Annotated in this window: 23 protein-coding genes; all 23 read right to left on the minus strand. The window is 30.2% G+C overall.

Features of this window, described 5'->3' with window-relative positions:
* Positions 1-3 precede the first annotated feature (3 nt).
* Positions 4-1398, minus strand: a complete 1395-nt coding sequence (locus SCB73_RS03710; protein WP_320568804.1) for a glycosyltransferase family protein — start codon at positions 1396-1398, stop codon at positions 4-6.
* A gap of 22 nt (positions 1399-1420) precedes the next feature.
* On the minus strand, positions 1421-2296 hold the full coding sequence (locus tag SCB73_RS03715; protein WP_320568805.1) for an N-acetylneuraminate synthase family protein: 876 nt from the start codon (positions 2294-2296) through the stop codon (positions 1421-1423).
* A gap of 68 nt (positions 2297-2364) precedes the next feature.
* A complete protein-coding gene (locus SCB73_RS03720) occupies positions 2365-3519 on the minus strand; it encodes a cytidylyltransferase domain-containing protein (protein WP_320568806.1) in 1155 nt (384 codons plus the stop codon).
* Between the two features lie 40 nt (positions 3520-3559).
* A complete protein-coding gene (locus tag SCB73_RS03725; protein ID WP_320568807.1) occupies positions 3560-4483 on the minus strand; it encodes a glycosyltransferase family 2 protein in 924 nt (307 codons plus the stop codon).
* Positions 4483-5721 (minus strand): glycosyltransferase family protein, encoded by a 1239-nt coding sequence (locus tag SCB73_RS03730; protein WP_320568808.1) that lies wholly within the window; start codon positions 5719-5721, stop codon positions 4483-4485. The genes SCB73_RS03725 and SCB73_RS03730 overlap by 1 nt, the downstream gene beginning before the upstream one ends.
* Before the next feature lies 1 nt (position 5722).
* A complete protein-coding gene (gene wecB, locus SCB73_RS03735) occupies positions 5723-6829 on the minus strand; it encodes a non-hydrolyzing UDP-N-acetylglucosamine 2-epimerase (RefSeq protein ID WP_320568809.1) in 1107 nt (368 codons plus the stop codon).
* Entirely contained in the window at positions 6826-7752 is a 927-nt protein-coding gene (locus SCB73_RS03740) for a glycosyltransferase family 2 protein (RefSeq protein WP_320568810.1), read from the minus strand. Before SCB73_RS03740 ends, wecB begins: the two co-directional genes overlap by 4 nt.
* Positions 7753-8592, minus strand: coding sequence for a glycosyltransferase family A protein (locus SCB73_RS03745; RefSeq protein ID WP_320568811.1), 840 nt, complete (start codon positions 8590-8592; stop codon positions 7753-7755).
* A 10-nt stretch (positions 8593-8602) separates the two neighbouring features.
* Positions 8603-9775, minus strand: a complete 1173-nt coding sequence (locus SCB73_RS03750) for a glycosyltransferase (protein ID WP_320568812.1) — start codon at positions 9773-9775, stop codon at positions 8603-8605.
* 79 nt (positions 9776-9854) lie between these two features.
* Positions 9855-10871 (minus strand): acyltransferase, encoded by a 1017-nt coding sequence (locus SCB73_RS03755; RefSeq protein ID WP_320568813.1) that lies wholly within the window; start codon positions 10869-10871, stop codon positions 9855-9857.
* The gene (locus SCB73_RS03760; RefSeq protein ID WP_320568814.1) at positions 10868-11890 is read right to left on the minus strand and encodes a glycosyltransferase family 2 protein; all 1023 of its coding nucleotides are present in this window, start codon (positions 11888-11890) and stop codon (positions 10868-10870) included. The genes SCB73_RS03755 and SCB73_RS03760 overlap by 4 nt, the downstream gene beginning before the upstream one ends.
* Entirely contained in the window at positions 11887-12804 is a 918-nt protein-coding gene (locus SCB73_RS03765) for a glycosyltransferase family 2 protein (protein ID WP_320568815.1), read from the minus strand. Before SCB73_RS03765 ends, SCB73_RS03760 begins: the two co-directional genes overlap by 4 nt.
* A gap of 2 nt (positions 12805-12806) precedes the next feature.
* Positions 12807-13724 (minus strand): glycosyltransferase family 2 protein, encoded by a 918-nt coding sequence (locus SCB73_RS03770; protein ID WP_320568816.1) that lies wholly within the window; start codon positions 13722-13724, stop codon positions 12807-12809.
* Positions 13721-14818 carry a glycosyltransferase WbsX family protein gene (locus tag SCB73_RS03775; RefSeq protein WP_320568817.1) on the minus strand — a complete coding sequence of 366 codons (1098 nt, stop codon included), beginning with the start codon at positions 14816-14818 and terminating at the stop codon, positions 13721-13723. Before SCB73_RS03775 ends, SCB73_RS03770 begins: the two co-directional genes overlap by 4 nt.
* On the minus strand, positions 14815-15948 hold the full coding sequence (locus SCB73_RS03780; RefSeq protein WP_320568818.1) for a glycosyltransferase family 4 protein: 1134 nt from the start codon (positions 15946-15948) through the stop codon (positions 14815-14817). The genes SCB73_RS03775 and SCB73_RS03780 overlap by 4 nt, the downstream gene beginning before the upstream one ends.
* Positions 15945-16652: a CatB-related O-acetyltransferase gene (locus tag SCB73_RS03785; RefSeq protein WP_320568819.1), complete on the minus strand. Its 708-nt coding sequence runs from the start codon at positions 16650-16652 to the stop codon at positions 15945-15947. The genes SCB73_RS03780 and SCB73_RS03785 overlap by 4 nt, the downstream gene beginning before the upstream one ends.
* The gene (locus SCB73_RS03790; RefSeq protein ID WP_320568820.1) at positions 16653-18032 is read right to left on the minus strand and encodes a hypothetical protein; all 1380 of its coding nucleotides are present in this window, start codon (positions 18030-18032) and stop codon (positions 16653-16655) included.
* 114 nt (positions 18033-18146) lie between these two features.
* Entirely contained in the window at positions 18147-19346 is a 1200-nt protein-coding gene (locus SCB73_RS03795) for an ABC transporter ATP-binding protein (protein WP_320568821.1), read from the minus strand.
* A gap of 2 nt (positions 19347-19348) precedes the next feature.
* On the minus strand, positions 19349-20194 hold the full coding sequence (locus SCB73_RS03800; protein ID WP_320568822.1) for an ABC transporter permease: 846 nt from the start codon (positions 20192-20194) through the stop codon (positions 19349-19351).
* A gap of 222 nt (positions 20195-20416) precedes the next feature.
* Entirely contained in the window at positions 20417-22384 is a 1968-nt protein-coding gene (locus SCB73_RS03805) for a polysaccharide biosynthesis protein (protein ID WP_320568823.1), read from the minus strand.
* Positions 22385-22468: 84 nt separating this feature from the next.
* Positions 22469-23353 carry a glucose-1-phosphate thymidylyltransferase RfbA gene (rfbA, locus tag SCB73_RS03810; RefSeq protein WP_320568824.1) on the minus strand — a complete coding sequence of 295 codons (885 nt, stop codon included), beginning with the start codon at positions 23351-23353 and terminating at the stop codon, positions 22469-22471.
* A gap of 28 nt (positions 23354-23381) precedes the next feature.
* A complete protein-coding gene (gene rfbD, locus SCB73_RS03815) occupies positions 23382-24227 on the minus strand; it encodes a dTDP-4-dehydrorhamnose reductase (RefSeq protein WP_320568825.1) in 846 nt (281 codons plus the stop codon).
* Positions 24227-24775, minus strand: a complete 549-nt coding sequence (gene rfbC, locus SCB73_RS03820; protein WP_320568826.1) for a dTDP-4-dehydrorhamnose 3,5-epimerase — start codon at positions 24773-24775, stop codon at positions 24227-24229. Before rfbC ends, rfbD begins: the two co-directional genes overlap by 1 nt.
* Between the last annotated feature and the right edge of the window lie 4 nt (positions 24776-24779).

Below are 24779 nucleotides of genomic sequence, written 5' to 3' on the forward strand. Positions count from 1 at the left end.
AATTTATGAGAGCATTTGATTAAAAACTTCCCACATTTTTTTTGAAGCCAATTCAGGTTCTTTTCCAGCCACTGTACTAAGCCATTTTTTACATTCTGCTACATTAGAAATTTCATTACTAATAACTTTTTTAACTTGTTCTTTTAATTGTTCTTTACTAGTACAAAAAACAGCTGCTTCCTTGCTTGGCATCGATCTAAAATGTACATAATCATAATTTTGCCCTATATCTCGAATTCCTTTTTTTAATTGTGGCTGTTCATAATTCAAGTAAATACAAGGCTTATTATGCATAACAAAATCAAAAATGGTAGTCGAACAAATATTTACAACCATTTCACTATGCTCACAAATATTATACAGTAATTGCGCATCTTCTGGAAGAGGCATTAAATCGCCAACACCATCAATTTTTTCCCATAATGGATCAATTACGGCTACTACATCTTTATTTTGCTCTAAAACGAGATTATATCTATCAGAACTGTCAAAAGGGCATCTTCTATAAATCACTCCTAGATTTTCTCCCTCGAGATTTAGACTTCTTACTGCATTAATCAAATCTTCTAAATAATACTGATCCAAAGGAGAGGTAGTGAAATCATCTCCAGAGTAGCAAACGTATCTTTTAGTCAAATCCAAACTATGTTCTTTAAAAAAAGCTTCTCTAGATAAAGATAAACTTTCATCAAAATGAGGTTCAAATTGGGGAGTTCCTGTAACAAAAACCTGATTTTCTGCTATTGTTGGATAGTACTTTAGTAACTCATTTTTCATCAAGTCACTCCATACCATATAATAATCAGCCTCATAAACATTCATGGCCTTAGGAACATTATCCCAGGATTGTATAAAACAAACTGTTTTGATCCCTAAATCTCTTGCTGCCAGAATCGCACTAATTGCTTGTGAATTTCTTTGGTTAGAGCAAAATACAATTTCTGGCTTATTTTCCAACAATTGTTTCTGGTAAGACTCATAACGAGAATTTTTTCGTTCTTGATTATTAATTTTTTTTATTAATCGAGTCAACCCTTTTCGCGAAGCATAAAGTTGAATTAATAAAAGTATAAAAAGACTTGTAAGTGATTTTTTTACTCCTTTAAAACTGAAAGGAAATTTGTATTTATCATAAACTGAGTCATTAAATTCTTTTTTCCAAAGGTTTAATTCAATATGTTTTTTTGCTCTTAAAAAAAGAGGTGTTAGTGGTCGAACCTTTCCACTCTGAATTTTCAATTCTTTAAACCCTAAATTTTCTTGAATCTGGAAATTACTTGCATTCCAATAAATTATCTCAAAGCCCGATTCATCACCTATTTCCTTAAATGAAGAATAGGCAAAATTTCTTAATCCTCCTCCATCAGGAAAGAAAACCATTATTTTTTTTGAAGACATGTAAAACCTTTAACTCTAAAATTTAAACTTTTTGATTTTTTAATTTTTCTCTTTGTACTTGTTCAATAGGCAAAACATCTTGTGTTTTAAAGGTTAAGGCTTTATTAACAGCTTTCAAGTCGCGAACAAGTTTACGCAAACCTTCTGGCTCTAGTGAGGCTGCATGATCAGTACCTTTCCATGTTCGATCTAGGGTGTAATGTCTTTCAATGATATTTGCTCCTAAAGTGTATGCGGCTACATCTACTGCGATTCCTAAATGATGTCCAGAAAAACCAATATGCTTTACATTTTCTTCGTATTTTGCCTTTAGTAAATTAATATCCAACAAACATACATCTTCGAATGGAACAGGATAGCCTGAAGTACAGTTATACAGAACTAGATCTTGATTACGATTTTTCTCAACAAAAAAGTTTACTAAATCGTCTGTTTCAGATTTTGTTGTCATTCCTGTTGAAATATGAATTTCGCCGCGGTAGTTTTCACACAACCAAGACAACATATCGTAATTATTATTACATGCCGATGGAATTTTAATAAAATCTGGCTGTAAAGAGGCTATTTCCTTTGCTGAAGTCAAATCCCATACGGAAGTAGAATATGTAATTTCTAAAGATTCACAATATTCTTTCAACTCAGCATGTTGCTCAAGGTTAAATTCTAAATATTCGCGATGTTCTCCATAAGTGTGTCCGTATGAATTTGCTGGATTAGGATGCGGTGCATTATATTGCGCTTCTGTTAACAATTCAACATTGTTTCGTTTCTGAAATTTTACTGCATCAGCTTGACAATAAATTTTTGCCATGCGAATCAATTCTTTTGCAATCTCTAAATCTCCTTTATGATTACATCCAATTTCTGCAATTACATATGGGGCTTTGTAATTTTTCATTTCTTTATTTTATTTAAATTTTTATTTTTTAATTTTTATTTTTTTTAATTTTCAAATGAGAAAATTAATTAATACCTGACGTTGTATTTCATAATCCATTCGCATACTTCTCGAATTGCTCCTGCGCCTGAAATATTGGTTAATACTAAATCAGCGTTTTGTTTTATGGCATCAACGGCATTAGCAGGAGCAAATGACCATCCCACGCTACACATATTAGCCATATCATTTACATCATCACCCACATAGGCTAGTGCGCCTCTTGGAATTTCTCCCATCTGCAAATAATGCTGTAAAAAACTATATTTATCTTTTACTCCTAAAAATGTGTCTTCAATTTGTAACTTTCTCATACGTTGTGCCACTAATTCAGAATTTTCTGAAGTCAAAACGATTACTTTAACATTATTTTGACGAAGTATTTCTAATCCCATACCATCTCGCATGTCAAACACCTTAAAGTCTTCACCATTTTTATCGTAAGCTACACGTCCATCAGTAAATACGCCATCAACATCCAAAACTAAATAGTCAATACGTTTTTGTTGTTTCTCGCGTTTCAAGCGTTGCACTAGTAAATTTTCAACAATAAACCAATCTGTCATTGAGTCTATTTCAGTTAAACTATCTTCAGACATCTCCAGAAGGCCAATACTGCCACTCACTCGATTTTTTGTTTCTAAAAAAGCTTTTTTGGTCGTCGCATAAATAGCGCCATTTTCTATTAACAATCCTTCAAAATCCTGACGTCTTGGTCGTTCAAAGACATTGTAGTTTTGAGGTGTTCCATTTGCATTCCAAGTAAATCGATGTGTATTCACTACTGTTAAAGCTGAGTCTCGGCCAGCAATCACTTCTTTCAAAACAGCATTGATATCCGTAGAACGAGTAAAAGGAGATGTTGCTTGCAATAAACATAGAATTTCAAAATCAGTTGTTAGATTTTCAACAAACTCAATCATTGCACTTTCTGTAGAAGCAGTATCATTTGCATTTTTTTCCGAACGCAAAACTGTTTTTACTTTTGAACTCCAAGCGTATTCCCGATTGACATAATTAATAATTTCGACATCATCAGTAAATACAAAAACCTCATCTAAATTGGAAAAAATAGCCTCAGAAAGCACCCAAGAAAATAAAGGGCGCCCAACTAATTTCTTTTTATTTTTTCCTGGTATTCCCTTTGATCCTTTACGAAGCGGAATGATGGCAATTTTTTTCATTGGCAAATTCTATATGTTTTTTCAAAAGCAAAATTAAACTTTAATTGCATATTTTTTCATGTTCAGGCCTCCAATACAATTTTGTATCAGATAATTTCATAAATTCATCAAATTCTGTTCTAGTTAGTCTATTACTCTGCTTAACTAATCTTACCAAATTATAAATCAAATCTAACAATGCTCTTAAAATAGCATACAAAGCTTTAAAATCGCCTTTAAATACTTTTGTTTTAAACTGTATCCATAAAGTATATAAAAAACGTTTAGGAATTTCATCTAGAGGATAAAATAAAAAATATAAATACCAACCTGCTCGCAGAGATCTTCTCAAACGGGTACTGTAATCTTTATTTTTTTTTCTCCCACTCACATCGACTCTATGATTAACCAAAACTTCTGGCAGGTAGTCAACTTCCCAGTTTTTTTTAAACAATTGATATGATGCAAAATCTTCTTCTCCATAAAAAACAAACCATTCTGGATAATTTGGAATTTCTTGCCAAGCTTGCATCCGCCATACATGTGCACATCCTACAAAACTTTTCATCCTAACCGTTTCTTCATTAGTATAAGCAGAAATTGGACTTAATTTAGACCAAAAAACTCGAAATCCTAATACCCCAGCTTTCTCATTTTTGGCAAAATAATCCTCAATTAGTTCCAGTGGTTTTTCTGTAACAAAATGGGCGTCATCATCTAATGAAATAGCAAAATCAGCTGTTGTTTCGTTTAGCATTTTGTTCCGGCAATATAAATATCCTTTAGATATTTTATTTGTATGCAAAATGATCTGCGGAAAATTCTCTTTTATGAATTCTGTAGTTCCATCAGTAGATCCATCATCAAAAACAACACAAGTAACATCCTCCCGATCTAATAAATACTTAATTTTTTGGAGTGTAAAACCTAAATCATCTTTACGATTCTTGGTACTAATAAGGATTGAAAAGGTAATTTTAGTCATTAATTCAATAATTTATTAATCGTTTCTTTAAGATGCGCAACAGAAACATATTCTTCCAAATCTTTTCGGTTTAAAGCTAGATTACTTTGGTCTTGTTTCCATAACTGATATAATTTCTCTATTAAAGATGATATTCTATGTATATCATCGACTTCTGACCAATATTCATAATCATTGCCAAGTAGTCTTCTGGTTTCACTATAATAGGGAGCCAACGAAAGAATAATTTTGTTTGCTTCTATACAGTGCGGGAATTTAGCTGGAAGAAATGGACTAATTTCTCCCTTTGCCTCAAGAATTATATTAACAGACACATTTTTTTGCAAATAATATACCTCATCAAATAGTTTATTTCCGTTATAGATATATATTTCGGGACTATTTTTTGCATAATCTTCGAGCATATCAGCATGATACGATGCATTACCTAACAAAAGGAGTTTAGCATCTTTTTTTGCCTCTGAATTTTGCTCTAAAAACATTTTGAAACCTTCTATTAAACCTCTTGGTGAACGCTGCTTCATTAAATTACCTGCGTGAAGCAGATTGAATTTTTCTGGATCAAAATAAGATGGGAAATTTTCGTTTTGGACTTTATATTTTTCATTTTGATGAGGAATTAGTATACCTGTTTTAGAAAACTCAGGAAAATAGCTGCTCATCCATTCCTGCAACAACTGACTTGGGAAAGCGCTATATACTGCTTTTTGTGCAAGTTCTTTAAAAAATAATTCTTTTCGAGCATAATTAGGTTCGACCCAATTGTAAGGTCTTGGATAAAAATGGAAAGGGTACGGATCATGAATATAAGCCATCCATTTATTATGTAGCTCTGGAACTTTTAAAATTGCATAATGAGGCCTAAAACTAGCTCCTTTACTTAATGTTATTACTAGATCAGAATTAAACTTATTATTTCTTAAAGCTTTTGCAATACTATTTGTATCGTTAAAAAAAGTAAATGAAAAACCAAATAATCGCTCTAAAAAAGGAGCTAAATTAATTTTAAAATTTCGGCTAATAACGCGTTGAAATCTGCTTAAAAAATAATTAATGCTTGTTTTTATTTCAGGAATTGCATAGGTGTTGACATTATTTAGCTTAATGTTTTTTAGTGTATAATGATAAACCATCACCTCAAATCCAGCATCTACTAAGTTATTAACTAATGCTACATTTGCTTTAGATCCACTGCTATCTTCAATATTGATAGATTCGGCTATTACTAATATCCTCATTTTAATGTTGCTTTAGCAAAAAACTCACAATTTCACTCGATGCATTCCCATTCCCATAAGGATTCCTCATATTATCAAAGCCAGTAAAATTGTCTAAAATGCCTTGAATTGTATTCACAATTTTTTTTGGATCAGTACCAACCAATCTCGAGAATCCTGCAGTGATTCCTTCAGGCCTTTCAGAAACAGTTCTTGTAACTACTACTGGTTTCCCTAAAGATGGAGCTTCTTCTTGTATTCCTCCAGAATCTGTGACTATTAAAAAAGATTGTTTCATTAACCATACAAAAGCAGGATAAGATACTGGTTTTACAAGCAAAATATTTTCTTTATCCGATAATAGCTGATTCACAACATCTTTTACATTTGGGTTCAAATGTACGGGATACAAAACAATGACATCTTCTCGTTTAGATATTGTCAATAATGCTTCACAAAGATTCTTCATCCCGTCTCCGAAATTTTCCCTACGATGACCTGTTACTAATACAATTTTTTTATTTGTCGGAATTATGTTTTTTAATTCTTCAATTTCAGGATGGGTATAATTTTCTTTTTCAATTTTATTTATAGTCCAAAACAAAGCATCAACAACGGTATTTCCCGTTTGAATAATAGCTTCTTGAGGTATACCTTCTTTTATTAAATTATTAGTTGCTTCATTTGTTGGTGTAAAATGAATATCGGCCAGCTTTCCTGTTAACTGTCTATTAATTTCTTCTGGAAAAGGAGATTGTTTATTGTAAGTTCTGAGTCCGGCCTCAACGTGAGCAACTTTTATTCCGCGATGAAATGCAGTCAAGGCAACCATTGAAGAAGTTGTTGTATCTCCATGCACAGAAACCAAATCTGGGTTAACTTCCAAAAGCACCTCGTCCATTTTGCTTAAAATGAGAGCACTCAAATTATTTAAAGTTTGGTTTGGCTGCATTAAGTCTAAATCAAATTCAGGCTTAATTTCAAAAAAATCTAAAACTTGGTCCAGCATTTCACGATGCTGTGCTGTAACGCATACAAGAACTTCTATATTATTATTTTTAAGTTCATGATATAGCGGAGCCATTTTTATGGCTTCTGGGCGCGTTCCAAAACAAAGGAGAATTTTCATTTTTTGAAGTTTTTTTTCATTTTATAAATTGGCGAACGCAAAAAATATGATCTGTAATAGATTTGCCATTTTATTTCTTGAGTTAAGGGCAAATTTAGAATTTTTAGAATTTGGCCAAATAAATCATATTCTTTATAATCTAATGAAGCCGAAATAAAATAACGAATTAACGAATTGGTAGCTAATCGCTTTTCTTTAAGATTTTTGACTACTAATAGTATAGCATCACAATGCGATTTCCTTCTGATAGGATTATGAGCAAAGAATTCACCCGTATTTGATTGTAAATGTTTTCTACCGTAGAACAGACTCTTTTTTATAGAAATCCCTTTAATTCCTGATGATAATATTCTTGAATATAGCTCCCATTCTTCTGCATACATAAGGTGTTCCATAAATCGATTATTTATAAAACATTCTTTTTTCCACATAACTGCACATGAATTGAAGGGCAAATTATTTTTTAACATTTTTTCTAAATCATTAACATCGATGAAAAAAGACGAATATTCTCTTGAATAATCAAAGTCATAATTAAAGTTTCCAGTAAAGACTTCTCGTTCATATCTGCAAAAAAATATTTCTGTTTCCTCTAATTCATTTACACACAATTCCAGATTCTGAGGATGCACTATATCATCATCATCAAAAAAAATAATTCTCGATCCTTTAGCTAGATCTAGTCCATAATTTCTGCATCCAGGCAAGCCTTTTTGGTAAGTATCTGGGCGTTTTAAGAATTTAAAACGTAAATCTTCATTTAAGATTTGATTGATAACTTCGCTGGTATTATCATTCCCGCCGTCATCAATGATTAAACATTCCCAATTTAAATAGGTTTGTTTTTGTATTGATTGTAATGTTTCAACAATAAAATGCGCCCTATTGTAGGTCGCCATAATAATGGTTACTTTTGGTTGCATTTATTTAAAAAATGATTTTATAATTCTAAAAGGTTTGAGTACAAAAGTCCCTATTTTGTAATCTATTGAATTCATTTTCTTTTTTTTCTCAATCTCCTCTTTTTGAACTAACTTTAGAAGATAATCGGTATATAATTCAAAATTCTCTATATATAAAGTTTTATTTTTATTAAAAACATACGTTAATAATTCATATTTTTTTGAATTTGCTATACTTGTTGTCGAATAATTTCTTTTCCTATATGTGTATAATGGCTCTGGAATTACCACTGCCTGACCACCATTTTTTAAAAGTCGAATGAAAAATTCCCAATCCTCAAAGCCATTACGCATTTCTTCATCATAACCACCACATGCATTCCAATCTGCCTTTTTAAACATTGATGTCCCTAAGGCACTATTTCCAAATATAAAATCAGTTATCCCCCCTCCTTTTGGAGTGAATATTCTTGACGATCCATCTTTGAAAAGCAAATTAGCTTGACAGGTTACCAATTTAACATCTTCATTACTTAAAAAGATTTCCATTGCTTTTTGGCAAAAACTCAGGTCAAAAAAATCATCACTATCTAATACCAGAATGTATTGACCCTTTGAAGCTTCGATTCCTATATTTCTTGCTTTACTTTGTCCCTGATTTTCTTGGGTAATCAGCTTTGTGATTTTTGGTTCAAGTCTTTTTAAAACCTCTTTAGTTTTTAAGTCTGAACCATCATCAACAACTATAACTTCTTTATTTAAATGTGTTTGATTTAATGCTGAATTTATAGCTTGCTCGATATATTGATAGTCGTTGTAACAAGGGATTATTATAGAAATTAAAGAACTATTTTTTTGCATAAGTTATAAATCAATTTTTCATCTTTTTGCTTATTATTTTTTCAAGTTTATGCACATATGATTCTACATCGTACTTTTTTATTTTCAGTAAATTTAAATCTCCTTCGATCTTTCTTAAACTATCTGAAGCAATTAATTTATTTAGTTTTTCAAATAATATTTCCTCATTGTTATCAATTAAGAATTCAGATTCCCCTAATAATTCGACACAGCCCGGATGGTTTGTAGTTATTACCGGCAATCCGTATAACATATATTCCATAACTGCATTTGGCATACCTTCAATCCTTGAAACTAAGACGCCTATGTCAATACAACTTAATATATCAGTAACCTTTTCTTCTGACAATAAAGAGACATTATTTTCTAAGCAATTGTTTTTAACAATATTTAATAGATTATCAAATTTTGTCTGTGTTGCGCTTGTATTAAATCGATTACCTAAAAAAACTAAATGAATATTTTTATGAATTTCATTTAATTTAACAAACGACTGTAATAAAAGTTCATGAAATTTTTCTTCGCGATAATGTGCAACCATTCCAATTACAATTGCATTTTCTTGAATATTATATTTTCTGCGTAATAATTTTTTGTCTCCAATTTCTTTTGTCAAAGATAGATATTGAGGAAGTATATTTAATTTTTCCCTATTTATAGAATAAGGTGAGGTAAACATCTCTAAACAATTTGATGCATTACCAATCACAAGCGGTATATTATTAACAGCAATTTTTTCAAAAATGTCTAAACTTAGGGTATCTAAACCCAATTGGTGCCAAAAAGTAAATTTAACAGAGGGCACAAGTTTGTATAAGTAATAAGAAATTTTTGAAGGAAAATTTAAAAAAGGAATAATAATTTCAGGATTGTATTTTTTTATTTCTTTTCTCAGGCGCATTAAATATTCTACTGACCATTTTAGTCGCTTTATATTTAATATTGAAAACTCCCTTTTAAAAATAAGATAGGGTGGACCAAAGTACAAAACATTATTAATGCCACATTCTTTTACATAATCATCAAATTCAGTTGTTGTTTCGCTGGAAAAAGTTAAAAGCAAATCGACATTACAATTACATTCCTTTGAGAGATATTTTCCTAATCCTAAAGCCTGCCTTTCAGCTCCGCCTAATGCACCTTGATGAAGAACCAATAATATTCTTTTACCTGCTAATCGCATCCAACTTCAATTTATTCCTTTATTATTAAAACCTAGTATATTGTGATATCTAAGTTATTTTATCACTAAATTATTTTTTTTAAACAATTAAGTATCCATATTTTAATTGTTTTAAACAAAAGGTTACCACACTGCAGACAGAAAAACATACAAATGTGACCGTCAAAATACTTATAATCGGACTAGCTATATATACATTAAAACCGATTAAATTAAACTGATTTAAAACTAATGGATGAATTAAATAAATACCAAAACATAATTGATTTAATCGTCCTACAAATAAATGAATATTTTTCTTTGAACTATTTGCTTTATTAAAAAGCATAAATAGTCCTGAACTAACCAAAAATGTATTTAAAGACAAATACTCATAAAAATAATAATAGGGTTCAGAATTTAAAACTGTAAAATGACATGTTCCTATAAATGTAATGGCAAGACCTAAAATAATAAACAAAATAGGAACTGCTTTTTTAAATTTAAACATCGATAAATAATAACCTAAAATGAAATAACCTATATAACCAGAAAAATAGGCCAAATCAATTTTCGGAAAATAAATTTTCAAATTCGGTATTGTAAGAGTCAGAGTAAGTAACCAAATAATCAATACATATTGTATCTCCTTATTAGACGCATTTTTTATCCATTTTCTCAAAATTGGTACCATTAAATAAACCCCTAATAAAGCAAATATAAACCATAAATGATACTTTGAACCATAAAAAACATCTTTCACAACTTTAACTAAATTGAACGAGTCTTCTCCAAATAAATAACGATTTAAAAGACTATAAATCGTTGACCAAATTATAAATGGCGGAAGTATCTTACCCAATCTTTTCTTTAAAAAATCAATTAGTTCATAATCTCTGCCCAATAATAAAGCACCGCTGATCATAAAAAACATAGGGACAGAATATCTGCTGATACTGTCAAAAAAATTAGCAACATTCCAATCAAAAAAGGAAATTTGACCATATTTTGTAACTAAAGATGCTGAAACATGAATAAGTATAACGGAGAAAGTTGCCATTATTCTTAAAAAAGACAATCCAAATTGTGTTTCGAAAGAAACATTTTCATTCTTCATTTTAATAATTTTGTTTTTAAATACTCTCTAGATTTAATTTTTAAAACATATGAGATATCCTGTAAAGACAATTCAAATAAAGCCTTTGTTCTCCATTTTTTTGTAATTCCGATTGAAGTCTTTTTAAAATAAAGAGAGAACAGAATCGATCTCTTTAAAATTTTCAAAACTTTCTCTAGTTCGATTGGAGAATAAATTTGAGTTTTTTTGTTTAAAAATTTTAAATTGTTTAGCCATTTTAAAAACAATTTCAAGTCTTTTAATTCAATAGGTTTATCCAATAATAACATTTTTACTATTACAGCATCACTAAACAATTTAGTGTCGTATTGCAATTTTTTAAATAAAAACAATTTTATACCTATATCGCCTTGTATTTGTATTGATTTATAACGAGTAGATACTTGTGACTCATGAACTCTATAATTATACAACACCTCCTGTATATTATAAAATTTTCCTGACCAAGCCATATTTGCCCAGAAATCATAATCCTCAACATGTAATTTTGTTTTATCAAAAATATAATCTTTACACCACGATCTTTCAAGCATAACACTGCATAAAGACATTGAACATGATAAAAGAAGTCTGGAAACTATTTCGTCATGACTTTTTTTATACTTTATTATCTTATTTGAACAATCAAACTCTTGAAGCCAGCCGCCACATGCTTTAATATCATGATTATTTTCTAAAATTTCTAATTGTTTTTGAAATCTATCAGGCCAACTAATATCATCACCGTCCATACGCGCAATATATTTTCCTTTAGCTTCTCTAAAACCAATATTAAGACTATCAATAAGTCCTTTATTTTGCTGCTTAAGTATAAGCTTAATCCTTTTATCTCCAATGCTATCAATTATTTTAACGGTATCATCAATAGAATGGTCATCAATAATAATTATCTCAAAATCCTGAATGGTTTGAGTCAAAATAGAATTAACAGCATCTTCAATATACATTGCACAGTTGTATACTGGTAGAACTACTGATATTAAAGGTCCTCCACTCATATTCGTCCAAGTATTAATAATAATAAACTTTTAAATTTTAATTTAAACTCATGAAATGGATCTGCTAAAAAAGCTTTTATTAAAAAATAAAACTTTGATTTATATTTCGTTGAGAATTTTAATTTAACAAATCTTGACAGATAATAATTGGAACGATATAACCTAATATATTCGCTTGTAAAATTATCTATTTCCATTTTTTGTTTTTTTCTTCTTTTATAAGCCTTATTTATAGCATAAAAATGCCAATATTCTGCTTTATATAAATTATCATTACAGGATATACTGTTTTTGTGGACCCTATAGCTATACAATACTTTATCAACAAAGGAATGACTCCCTGTCTCTTCAAGTTTATAATATAAATCTTGATCGACCGCCCTTTTCATCTTGCTATCTATACCGGGGGAATCTAAATAAAAACTTTTTTTGAATGTTGCAAAATGTGTTAATGCTCCTTTAGCATAAGTAAGATATGATTTATTTGAAGGCACAAAAGATCCATATTTACTAGCTTCTTTAAAATTCATTTCTAAGTCTACGAACTCGTATTTTGAAGTAATAATAGCTGCTTTTAAAATTTTTATATGCTCTGACACCATAACTTCTAGAGCATTTTCTTTCAATGCATCATCAGGATCTAAAAATCCTAAAATTTCTCCTTGTGCTAGTTGTGCACATCTGTTTTTTGTATAGCCACAACCTTTATTATTTTTGTTCTCAAATAACTTAAAACGACTATCATCTCCTGTTATCTGTTTTATTATTTCAACTGAATTATCAGTCGAAGCGTCATCTACAATAATTACTTCCCAGTTATAATAAGTCTGATTTAATACACTTTCATAACAGTCCTTAAAAAAATGACCATTATTATAATTTGCTACTAATATTGAAAAAAGAGGATTCTCCATTATTAATTTAAAAATGATAAATTGGAGTTCCTACTTTCGTTTCTTCTGCTTATTATACCTTTTTTATCCAAACTATTTAATATTTGTATCTGTACTTTGATTTTCAAAAAAAGTTTAAACCTAAAAGACAACAGAGCTCTAGCCGCAAATTTATAGAGTTTTTTATTTTCCAATTCAAATGAAAATTGATTGAAAGGATTAGAGGCCTTCAATAAAATTTTTCTCTTATAAATTAATTGTGAATCATGGAAATAAACACTTTTGTTTACTTCGTCCCTATCATGAAATAACTCTGTTATGGCCAAAATTCCCACTTTCATTCCATGAAAATGCACTCGTTCTACATAATTATCATCTTCACCATAATGAAAAAAAGAAGGATTAAATCCGCCGACTAATTCTATGCACTTACGTGACAATAACCAACCTGCTGCATTAACAAAACTTACTTGATAAACATTTGGTTGTATTTTATTTAAATAAATATCTGAATACAATTTTTTGCATTGATACGGAATAATATAATTAGAAAAATTATAATCGAGCTCATCTCCTTTGCCATTCAAATGCATTGGGCTTATAATTCCATATTCAGGTTGCTTTTGTTGTGCACTTATTAATTTTTCGATGGTATCTGGTTGTACCCAAGCATCTTGATTCAATAAAAAAACGAAATCAGCATCATTATTATATGCTTTTCGGATACCTATATTATTTGCTGCTCCAAAACCCAAATTAGATGAACTTTGTACAAACATTATTTGCGGATATTTCGATTTTAAAATTTCTTGAAAACCATCTGTAGAGTTGTTATCTATAATCAGAATCTCAACTGAAATTGTACTCTGAATCAAACTGTCTAAACATTTTTCAATCCATTTTAAAGGATTATATGTCGCTATGACAACTGCCGTTTTCATACTAGCGCTTCAAGATAAGATGTTCCCCATTTTTGGCAAGGCTCTAAATGATTCCCTTCTGCCCACTCATTCCATGCATTTATAAATACAAAAGAATCATCTAAACCTTCAAAATTTTTAGTTGTCGTTTTGTTTTTGTACCAATATTTAAATAATTCCGGAGTGCTATCATTAAGCATAATTGCATTCTGTCCAGTTCGTCTAGATGAATTATCCCACATTGGGGTAACTCCCGGGTATACGCCTTTGGTTCTATTTTGAAGATCATACTCGATAAACTCTTTATAATCAACCCTAAAATCTTTATTCTTAACTTTACTTCTCAATTTGAATTTCTTGCGCAGTTTATTTTCAATACGTTTTACAAAACTTTTTTTTCTGTTTTCAATTTGAGCTTTAAAACTCTTCATTGACCTAGATAAAGGCTGAAATTCAATTATCGCATCAAAATCAAAGCTCAACAATTTTTCTTTATCCCATCCAATCCAACGTTCAAAACATCCCAAATAAAGTTCAATATTTTCCTTTCTTGCCTCCTCTCTAAAAATAGCAATAGTGTTTGCCATATCTGGAAACAAATCAGGTTTATAAAAAATAAAAAATGGTTTATTATTTACCCGTATATATCTTTCATCTTTAAAAAAAGACAATAAAAATTTTATATGTTCTCGATCATCTTCTGCTGAATAATTTTGCTCTAATAAAATATCCTTTATACTCCCATCCCAAGCTCTAGTCCAATTTTCATTTGCCCAACAGAACATAAACGGAAAATCTTCTTTTTGATTTTGCATTTTTCTGTCAATGGGTTCGTTCATAATACGTTTACCATTAAACCAATAATGGTAGTAACAAAATCCATAGACACCATATTGTTTAGCTAGATCTTCTTGAGCTAGACGTGCCTCTTCTAATCGCAAATCATAAAAACCTAAATCTGCTGGCAAATGAGGCTGATAATGTCCTTTAAATCTTGGTTGCGCCTTAGTTACATTAGTCCATTCTGTAAAACCTTTTCCCCACCATAAATCATTTTCAGGTATTGGATGAAATTGTGGAAGATGAATTGCTATGGGTTTGACTTTATTTTTCATATTAATTTATTAAAAACAGAAGCTATACTTTGTATATAAGTATCTTTAGCAAAATAATCCATTGCTAATTTGTAACCCGCTTCTGAAGATTTTTTGTATACATCAGGATCATTTATCAAATTATTCACTTTAATTATTGCTTCGTTAAGAGTATTATATAATGACAACTCATAATTGTCGTTTAGAATTTCAGAAGGTCCACCGCTATTTCTAGCTAATACTGGTATTTTATGACTCATTGCTTCAATTAAAGTTCTGCCAAATGCTTCGTCTTTAGAGCAACTCATTAATATATCTATTTCCTTATAAATTTCTGTATTTGGCACATATCCAAAAAAACTAATATAATCAGACAAATTATTAGATTCAATAATTTCGTTCAATGTTAAATAATAATTCTGATTTGAAATCGTGCCGTATATATTTAATCGTAAGTTTTTATTTTCTTTAAAACATTCCTTAAAAACCTGTAATGCAAAATCTTGATTTTTAGCAGTCATAATGATACCTACAATACCAATTGTAACTAAATCGCTTTTTTTTTCTTTGGCATGATCAATATTGTATTCTAGTACGCCATTATAAATAACTTCTGAGTTAATCTTTTTTGAGCCAAGCCAGTGCTCTCTAAGCAAATGTGTGGTAAAAATTGAAACAGCACTATCCTTAATTTTATTTATAATCGCATATCTAGATGGAATATATGAAATATTAAAGTCCTTATCTCCGTATTCTCTAATATGCCATACATGGGGCTTTTTTATTTTTTTTGACAAGTGATAACCAAAAGATAAAACTGAAGTATTAGTATAAACTAAATCAGGAAGAAATCTTTGTGCAATCAAAAGCAATTTTTTATCAAATTCCCTTTTACTTCTATAGTAGTTTATTGTTAACTTTAAATGATTTCGAAGTGAAGAGTAATTAAAATACCCGCATCTTGGCAGGTTTAATATCTCATAATTTAATTGGATTCTATTTAATTCATCAACCATCATTCCATTGTCTGGAACAATTACTAAAAATTCATATCTTGCTTTTAGTCCTTCTAAAATAGTAATTAAAGAATGAGATGCTCCATTTAAATATTGCTCATGGGCTATTACTAATATTCTAGGATTATTGATCATTTCAAATTTTGCAATTTTTCCATTGTTAAATCTCCATAAAACAAATCTTTGTTTTTTTTAATTTTTTCTATTTCCCAATCCCACCATTTAATTTCCAATAACTCTTTAATAATTTCATCAGAAAATCTATATTTCAAAACCTTAGCTGGTGTTCCGCCAACTATCGCATAGGGAGGTATGTTGCTTGTCACCACTGCGTTTGCGGCAACTACAGCTCCATCTCCAATTTTTACTCCGGTCAATATTGTTGAACCAGTTCCAATCCAAACGTCATTTCCTATTTCAATAGCTCCTTTAGAAACAGCATCTGAACCATATTTGTCATTAAAAACTCTATATTTAATAAAATAAGTTGTTACGCAATTAATATCGTGATTATGCTCCTGTATATTAGTACCTCTTGCAATAGAACAAAAATTTCCAATTTTAATTGGATATTCTAAAGAATAGAATTCTGTACTAGGACCATTAATTGTAGTATTTGTACCTATAGATATAGTACCATCAAAAAGCACTTTATTAAGCAAACTTCTTGCTCCAACATTTACTCTTCCTCTTAATTCTGAAAATTGGACTTTTGCATTTTCATCTATTAATTCCAGGCATTGAACTTTTGAATCAATTACATTTTCAACTTTCCTTTTTGTTTGCCCGACAATTAAATTTTTCTTTAATTTTCTATATAAGCGCCTAACTAATTTCATCTAAACAAAGTTTTCTTTAATCAATTGACAAATATCCTTTTTCTCTTCTTTTGAATTTGATTTGCACTTTATTTTTTGTTCAAATATAAAATCTAAATCATCTTGGTCATTTATAAATAAATATTTTTTTGCTTTGATTTCATTTTCATAAGCCAAATAACCTTTCTCACCATAAATAATATTTGTCACGTCAAAATATTCCGCTTCGATTGCAGAACCAGAAAAATTAGTTAAGTGATAATCAGCAAAACTAAAAAGCTCGTAAAGGGTTAATGAATTAGCCTTATCTATTTCTATTTGTTTGTTATATTTTAATTTAAGCATTTCGCATATTTTCTTATCTTGAGAATAACGAGGATGCAATCTTAAATACAATACTACATTAGCATGTTTTTCTAAACAATTAATTATATAATCAGGTAATCCTGTGCCTTGCAACGTAACAAGTACCTTAATATACGAGTCTGTCTTTATGGTTTTTATTTTTTTAGATGATTCTAAAGAAAGATTTCCTCCAATTAAATACTCTATATTTTTTATGCTTTGAAATTGTTTTTCTAAATATTCAGCATCACTCTGTCTCCATGTCCAAATTTTTGAAGGGAAAAAATCTTTTCCACTTTCACTCATTCCTTTCCAGCTGCTATATGCAAAATGATTTGAAGTCACTTGACTGTGCTGATACTCTATTGTCACAATATTTAACTGATTTGCTGCTCTAATAATGCTCATCATAGTATTGTTATAATAACAATATAGCAGAATATTCTTTACATTACTTTTTTTTAAGATATTAAAATATGCAAAGTACTCAGTTTGATTAATAATAATATTTTGTACTAAGTGGTTGTAAAGCTTAAAGTCTTTTCCGTATTGTTGAATTAAAAAATCACAAAATTGCTTTAACTTAAATTTGATTTCAGAATTATTATTAAACTCATTTTTAACCTGTTCTAAATAAACTTTTTTCAAATTTTTGATATTAAAACCTAAAAAGAAATCTTCCTTTTTATAATCAAAAAGACAGTAATTGATATTTAACTTTTCAAAATAATCTATAAATGGATCTGTGTACGGATTAATAAGAGTTTCCGAATTAGGCGCAAAGTTAATTTTGTTATCAGAATCAGTAACAATTATGTTTTTAGCTGACTCATTTCTTTTAAAAGCTTCTCGATAAAATTTTAGACGATCTCTTAAAGTTAATTTAATTGAAACTTCAGAGAAACACTTTGTGTTATCATTTAATTTAAATATACCGCTATTTTTTAAGTGAAGTTGATATGCGACCTGGATTTTTATCAATGGCCACCAATTAATATCATAAAATAAAAATTCATGATCTTCAAACTCTTTAATAAAATTTTCATGATTTAACATAAATCTCAATACAAGCTATAAATCTTTACTAAACACTGCTTCCAAAATATTAGGGTTTATCTCGCTATTTGGTTCTACTTGATACAACATTAACCATTTTAGATCTACATAAAATTAAACCCATTCACTTGGCAATAAAAAATCGGCGCCAATTGAAATGGTTGGTTTCACAATAAAATGACCAATATTGCTTTGTCTTAATACTTTTTTATTTGTATCTAGATTTATTACATGCAAATGAATACTATATTTTCCGTACTTTAAATATAAACCTTTAACAAGTAGGTTCACTTTAAGTTTTCCATTAATCACTTTCCCAACAAAATTTACTGTATCTGAATCAACTTCTGCCAAAAGCTTGTATTCAATATTAAAAAAACCGAACCTAAATTTTAAATTTTCAATATCCTTATCAGCTTCTATTTCAAACTCTATTTTCAAATCCTCTCCATTTCTAATAGAAGTTTCTATAACTTTTTCTGAATTTTCTATGAAATTAAATACTTTTAATTTTACACTTCCATCTCCAATTAATTGCTCATCACTTGTTTGAAACTTAAAAAAATACTTTTCTACTACCTCCCCAACATTTTTACTATAAAAATCCAATCTCCCATGCTCTAGTAGCATTGCTTCATTACAAATTGTAGTAACTTGAGCCATTGAATGGGACACAAATATAACGGCAGAACTTGCTAATAATTCCGTAATTCTGTTCATGCATTTTACCCTAAAACCTAAATCACCAACCGCTAATACCTCATCAATAATCAACACATCTGGTTCCGTCTGTGCCGCCACAGCAAAACCCAAGCGTACTTTCATTCCGCTACTGTAATTTTGCACAGGCATATCAATAAATTCTCTTATCTCAGCAAAATCAATAATTTCTTCAACTTTTAAATCAATTTCATTTCTTGAAAAACCTAAAACAGCACCACTATTATATATGTTTTCTCTTCCTGTTAAGATGGGGTTAAAGCCAGCACCTAATTCAATTAAGGCACAAACCCTTCCTTTCATTGTAACCTTTCCTTCATCAGGATTAATTAATCCATTTAATATCTTCAACAAGGTTGATTTTCCTGCCCCATTATGGCCAATTAATCCTAGACATTCGCCTCGGCGTAATTCAAAATTAATGTCTTTTACCGCCCAAAATTCTTTCGGTCGCAATTCTTGAATATTATCATCTTTATTCCCAAGTACATTGTTACATAAATCTTTTACACCATACCAAAGACTGGTTTTTAGATCTTTGCAAAACTTTTTAGAAAGATTTTCTACTTTTACTAATACTTCTTTCTCTTTCATCATTAAGCACTCATACGTTCAACAATAATTGGAATAGAAATCCTGTAAAAAACTAATCCTATAAAAAACAAAGGGATACAAACAGCAAACACTCCAAAATAATACAAAAGGTATTCTATTTGCTGGCCAAACAATAAATTTTTAGTTGTTAACAGCAATGGCGTTAAAGGATTGGCTTCCATCAGTATTTTTAACAATCCGGTTTTAGGAATTACATATACTACGGGGGTAGCATACATTAAGAAACTTAATCCCATACTAATTATTTTCCCCACATCATTATAAAGCATTCCTAAAGGAGTAATAAATAAACCGATGGTAGTTCCAAAAAAAACAATTCCTATAAAAGCGAGCGGAAATAATAAAATAGAAACATGAAAACCTACACCATAAACAATTAAAAAAACTAGTAATAAGAGTATTTTTACAAAGCTATTTGAGATCAATTTATAAACACCAGATAAAATTAAAGCTTCTTTTGGAAAATTAATTTTTGTAATAATACTTCGTGCTCCATTGGTGTTTGTCATTGGTGCATTAATAGATTCTATAACTATTGACCACAATAATGTACCGGCAAAAACAAAAACAGGATAAGGAACACCTGTATCTGATAATTTTACCGTTCCTGATTTGCTCAAAATAATCCAAATTAATGCTGTTGATAATGGTGTAATAAACGCCCAAAGAATACCTAAAAAAGATTGACGATATTGTGCTTTAATATCACGGATAGCCAATTGTTTTGCTAAAAAACGAGAATTGTACATATCACTAAGACTTTCTCGTAGAAGTTTACCAAGTTTTTTATTATTTGCTTTTTGATAAACAGTCGTTTTTAATTCCATTTTTGTTATTTCGAAGAATGTTTTAAATTTTGTTCAATATTAGATAAAATGTTTTCATTGTAAAATATAAATGAATCTTTTTTTAGCATTCAATTCAAAAAAAGACTTCTTGATTATTTAACAAGATTTTTAGTAGTTAACAAAATCATTAAAATGCAAAAAGGTGTTTTTAAAAAACACCTTTTATATCATTTAAATTAAAACTCAGTTTATTTTGAGGAATTATTTATCCAAAACTTCAAAAGCAGAATTCATACTTTTAAATTCTGGAACAATCTTTTTCATTTTTGCTACAATATCATCATTATCATAAAAATCTGCAATTCCAATGAGTTCATCTATATCGGTATGCAGGTTTTCATACTCATCTTGAATTTCTTGCGCAATCATAATTTTATTATGGTAGGTTGGCAACGTTTTGGAAGTATCATTTAATAATTCTTCATAAAGTTTTTCACCTGGACGTAAACCAACAATTTTTATTTTAATTTCCTTATCCGGAATAAAACCAGCTAATTTGATCATTTTTTTAGCCAAATCTATAATTCTAACTGGCTTACCCATATCAAAAATATAAATTTCGCCTCCGTTACCCATTGCTCCTGCTTCAAGAACCAATTGACAGGCCTCAGGAATGGTCATAAAATAACGGATAATATCTTGATGTGTTATTGTTACAGGCCCACCTTCAGCAATTTGTTTAGTAAACAATGGAACTACAGAACCATTCGACCCCAATACATTTCCAAAACGAGTTGTTATGAATTTTGTAACAGCTTCATTATTTTCCCTCTGATTTTTCAAAAATAAGGATTGAACATATTTTTCTGCAATTCGCTTGCTTGCGCCCATAACATTACTAGGATTCACAGCTTTGTCTGTAGAAACCATAACAAATTTTTTGACATGGTATTTACATGCTAAGTCTGCCAAATTCTTTGTTCCTTTAATATTTGTCAAAATAGCTTGTGACGGATTTTCTTCCATCAAAGGAACATGTTTATAAGCAGCTGCGTGAAAAACAACATGAGGGTTATAGTTTTTGAAAACCTTTTCTAGAGCTTTTTTACTTTTGACATCGGCAATCACAGCCACTATTTTAGACTCAGAATTCATTGCGTAAGTCTCTAAGCATAAATTATGCAAAGGAGTTTCAGCATGATCTAAAATAATGACAACTTTAGGATTGAAACCAAGAACTTGCCTCACAATTTCGCTGCCTATAGATCCAGCTGCACCTGTAATAAGAATTGTTTTGTCTTTTAATTGTTTAGAGATAGATTTACTATCTAAAACAATAGGCTTCCTTTCCAGTAAATCTTCAATCTGTATATTTTTAACTTTTTGAGAAATTTCCTTTTGATTTTCCCAGTCTGAAATAAGCGGAACGGTATAGACTCTATAATTAAATTCCAAACATTGGTCAACTATGATTAATTGCTCGTCTTTAGACAAACTTTTATCAGCAATAATAACTCCTTCTGCTGCCACAGAACGCATTAATGCCGGTAATTTTTTGCGAAGGATCAAAATTGGCAAATCGAGCATTCTTTTGGATGCATTTTGATTGTTTTTATCAACAAAGCCAACAATTTTAAAACGTGAAGGTGTTTCAAACTTTAATGCATTGGCTACAGAAATCGCATTCGCGTCTGTACCATAAATCACGGTTCTAATCAATTTTGTGTTTGCCTTTTCTGAAAAATACAATTCGAAGGTTTGTTTTACAATCACGCGATACAAAAACAATCCACAAAATGACAAAACCAAATTGATAAAAAGTGCTGTATTCAAAAAAGCTTTATGTCCTGTGTATAGCTCAAAAACTAAATTGAAAAACAAAAAGAAGACCAAAACCGACATTTGGGAAAACAACAGCTTTATTGCATCGATATATGATGAATGCCTTATAATTCCAGAATAGGTCCTAAATAGCCAAAAGAAAAATATATTAATAACTATAAGACTAGAAACAAAATAAAAATCATGCGGAGTAATAATATACCCTAATGCTGTTCCTTCAAACAACATATAAGTAAAAGTAAATGAAAAGATCAAAACCATTACATCTATGGCGACAATAATCCACCTAGGCAAATAACTAAGATTATTAATATGTGCTCTTAGATTTCTAGGTGATAGCGAATTATGTAGCACATCGGCTATTTTAGACTCTTTATCGGTATTCAATTTCAATGATTTTGATTCTGCAAATTTTGTAGGTCTTACAAAAATACAAATTAAACGGTTTAAAAAGTTATTTCTACAGGTAAATTAAAATTTAATTCCTTTTTTCTTTTGTTTTAGAAATTCGATTAAGTATGTCCCGTAACCAGATTTCACTAATGGCAAGGCAACTTCCTCTAGTTGAGCATCATTAATAAAGCCTTGTCTCCAAGCAATCTCCTCAATACAACCCACTTTCAGTCCTTGTCTTTCTTCTAGAACTTGCACAAATTGCCCTGCTTGCATTAAGCTATTAAAAGTTCCGGTATCCAACCAAGCAGTGCCTCTGCTTAGAATGCCAACTTTTAGCTTTCCATTTTCCAAATATACTTTATTGACATCTGTAATTTCATATTCTCCACGAGCACTTGGCTTAATATTTTTTGCAATTTCTACAACTGAATTATCGTAAAAATAAAGTCCAGGAACAGCATAATTTGATTTAGGTTCTATAGGTTTTTCTTCAATAGAAACAGCATTTTTATTTTCATCAAATTCTACAACTCCATATCGTTCAGGATCGGAAACATGGTATGCAAAAACGACACCACCATCTGGATCAGCATTGTCTCTCAATAATTGTTGCATATTTGTTCCGAAGAAAATATTATCCCCAAGAACTAAAGCTACTTTATCATTGCCAATAAACTCTTCACCTATAACGAAAGCCTGAGCTAAACCATTTGGATTTGGTTGCTCAGCGTAACTGAATTTACAGCCAATTGCGCTTCCATCTCCTAAAAGTTTTTTAAAATGTGGTAAATCATGAGGTGTTGAAATAATTAAGATTTCGTTAATTCCAGCCATCATCAAAGTTGATAACGGATAGTAAATCATAGGTTTATCATACACCGGCATTAATTGCTTACTCACTGCCAATGTCAAGGGATGCAATCTTGTACCAGAACCTCCTGCTAGTATAATTCCTTTCATACTTTTTTTATTTTTTATAACCTAAAACTTAGTTAAACATTATTTTTAAACTCTCTTTATAATTAGGAATATACAAATTATAAATTTCTTTTATTTTCTTCTTATCTAATAGTGAAAACTCTGGGCGCTTAGCCGGAGTAGGATATGATGCTGATGGAATTCCACCAACGTTGCATTCATATTGCCCGAATTCCTTTATGCTCAACGCAAAATCATACCAACTTATTTCACCTTCATTTGAATAATTATAAATTCCGGGCATCCAATTTGAAGACTCGAGAATAGAAATCATCGCTTGCGCTAAATCGGCCGCGTAAGTTGGTGAGCCAATCTGATCATTGACAACATTAATTGAATCTCTTTCTTGCATTAATCGCTGCATAGTTTTAACAAAATTATTTCCAAATTTGCTATATACCCATGAAGTCCTAATGATAATCGAATCAGGATTTTCTTTTAGGCAGGAAACTTCACCGGCTAATTTACTTTCTCCATATACATTTATCGGATTTGTTTGAGCTTCCTCAGTTAATGCTACAGAAGAAGTTCCATCAAAAACATAGTCTGTTGAAACATGTATCAACTTGGCTTTATTTTCAAAAGCATACTTGGCAATTTCTTCTACTGCTAGGTGGTTTACTTTAAATGCAATTTCTTTTTCACTTTCAGCTTTGTCAACTGCTGTATAAGCTCCACAATTGAATATTACATTAGGATAAATTTCATTCAATTGCTTTTTAAGCAAATCGATATTATCAAGAGTTATTTTGGTACGATCAGCAAATACCCATTCGTATTGCGAATAATTCTCAGATAAAACTTTTAGTTCTGAACCTAATTGTCCTGTTGCTCCTGTTACTAAAATTCTTTTCATTAAAACAAACTATTACAATTTTCAATAAAAGGAAGAATTTGATCTTTTTCTGAAACTATTGCTTCCTCTAAATTCATTCCCCAATCAATGTTTAGAGATGAATCATCATATTTAATTCCGCCTTCAGAAGCTTTATTATAAAACTGATCACATTTGTACATTACAGAAGCAGTCTCACTAATAACTGAAAAACCATGCGCGAATCCTTGTGGAACCAATAATTGCTTTTTATTTTCTGCTGATAATAAAATACTGAATGCTTTACCATAAGTAGGAGAATCTTTTCTCAAATCAACAGCAACATCAATAATTTCTCCTTCCAGCACACGAACTAATTTTGTTTGAGCGAAAGGCGGATTTTGATAATGCAATCCTCTTAAAGTGCCTTTTTTCGAAAAGGATTGATTGTCTTGAACAAAATCAATATTAATTCCCAAATCCTCAAACTTGGTCTTGCTATATGATTCAAAAAAATAACCCCTTTCGTCTCCAAAAACGGTTGGTTCTACGATTACTAGATCTTTTATAAATGTTTCTTCAATTTTCATATTT

The organism is Flavobacterium sp. KACC 22761 (assembly GCF_034058155.1).
In the GTDB taxonomy this organism is placed as follows: domain Bacteria; phylum Bacteroidota; class Bacteroidia; order Flavobacteriales; family Flavobacteriaceae; genus Flavobacterium.

What these genes read in the sequence shown, in the direction of transcription:
- SCB73_RS03710 (WP_320568804.1), bottom strand. Translation starts at nt 1,398, where the DNA reads ATGTCTTCAAAAAAAATAATGGTTTTCTTTCCTGATGGAGGAGGATTA.
- SCB73_RS03715 (WP_320568805.1), bottom strand. Translation starts at nt 2,296, where the DNA reads ATGAAAAATTACAAAGCCCCATATGTAATTGCAGAAATTGGATGTAAT.
- SCB73_RS03720 (WP_320568806.1), bottom strand. Translation starts at nt 3,519, where the DNA reads ATGAAAAAAATTGCCATCATTCCGCTTCGTAAAGGATCAAAGGGAATA.
- SCB73_RS03725 (WP_320568807.1), bottom strand. Translation starts at nt 4,483, where the DNA reads ATGACTAAAATTACCTTTTCAATCCTTATTAGTACCAAGAATCGTAAA.
- SCB73_RS03730 (WP_320568808.1), bottom strand. Translation starts at nt 5,721, where the DNA reads ATGAGGATATTAGTAATAGCCGAATCTATCAATATTGAAGATAGCAGT.
- wecB (WP_320568809.1), bottom strand. Translation starts at nt 6,829, where the DNA reads ATGAAAATTCTCCTTTGTTTTGGAACGCGCCCAGAAGCCATAAAAATG.
- SCB73_RS03740 (WP_320568810.1), bottom strand. Translation starts at nt 7,752, where the DNA reads ATGCAACCAAAAGTAACCATTATTATGGCGACCTACAATAGGGCGCAT.
- SCB73_RS03745 (WP_320568811.1), bottom strand. Translation starts at nt 8,592, where the DNA reads ATGCAAAAAAATAGTTCTTTAATTTCTATAATAATCCCTTGTTACAAC.
- SCB73_RS03750 (WP_320568812.1), bottom strand. Translation starts at nt 9,775, where the DNA reads ATGCGATTAGCAGGTAAAAGAATATTATTGGTTCTTCATCAAGGTGCA.
- SCB73_RS03755 (WP_320568813.1), bottom strand. Translation starts at nt 10,871, where the DNA reads ATGAAGAATGAAAATGTTTCTTTCGAAACACAATTTGGATTGTCTTTT.
- SCB73_RS03760 (WP_320568814.1), bottom strand. Translation starts at nt 11,890, where the DNA reads ATGAGTGGAGGACCTTTAATATCAGTAGTTCTACCAGTATACAACTGT.
- SCB73_RS03765 (WP_320568815.1), bottom strand. Translation starts at nt 12,804, where the DNA reads ATGGAGAATCCTCTTTTTTCAATATTAGTAGCAAATTATAATAATGGT.
- SCB73_RS03770 (WP_320568816.1), bottom strand. Translation starts at nt 13,724, where the DNA reads ATGAAAACGGCAGTTGTCATAGCGACATATAATCCTTTAAAATGGATT.
- SCB73_RS03775 (WP_320568817.1), bottom strand. Translation starts at nt 14,818, where the DNA reads ATGAAAAATAAAGTCAAACCCATAGCAATTCATCTTCCACAATTTCAT.
- SCB73_RS03780 (WP_320568818.1), bottom strand. Translation starts at nt 15,948, where the DNA reads ATGATCAATAATCCTAGAATATTAGTAATAGCCCATGAGCAATATTTA.
- SCB73_RS03785 (WP_320568819.1), bottom strand. Translation starts at nt 16,652, where the DNA reads ATGAAATTAGTTAGGCGCTTATATAGAAAATTAAAGAAAAATTTAATT.
- SCB73_RS03790 (WP_320568820.1), bottom strand. Translation starts at nt 18,032, where the DNA reads ATGTTAAATCATGAAAATTTTATTAAAGAGTTTGAAGATCATGAATTT.
- SCB73_RS03795 (WP_320568821.1), bottom strand. Translation starts at nt 19,346, where the DNA reads ATGAAAGAGAAAGAAGTATTAGTAAAAGTAGAAAATCTTTCTAAAAAG.
- SCB73_RS03800 (WP_320568822.1), bottom strand. Translation starts at nt 20,194, where the DNA reads ATGGAATTAAAAACGACTGTTTATCAAAAAGCAAATAATAAAAAACTT.
- rfbA (WP_320568824.1), bottom strand. Translation starts at nt 23,353, where the DNA reads ATGAAAGGAATTATACTAGCAGGAGGTTCTGGTACAAGATTGCATCCC.
- rfbD (WP_320568825.1), bottom strand. Translation starts at nt 24,227, where the DNA reads ATGAAAAGAATTTTAGTAACAGGAGCAACAGGACAATTAGGTTCAGAA.
- rfbC (WP_320568826.1), bottom strand. Translation starts at nt 24,775, where the DNA reads ATGAAAATTGAAGAAACATTTATAAAAGATCTAGTAATCGTAGAACCA.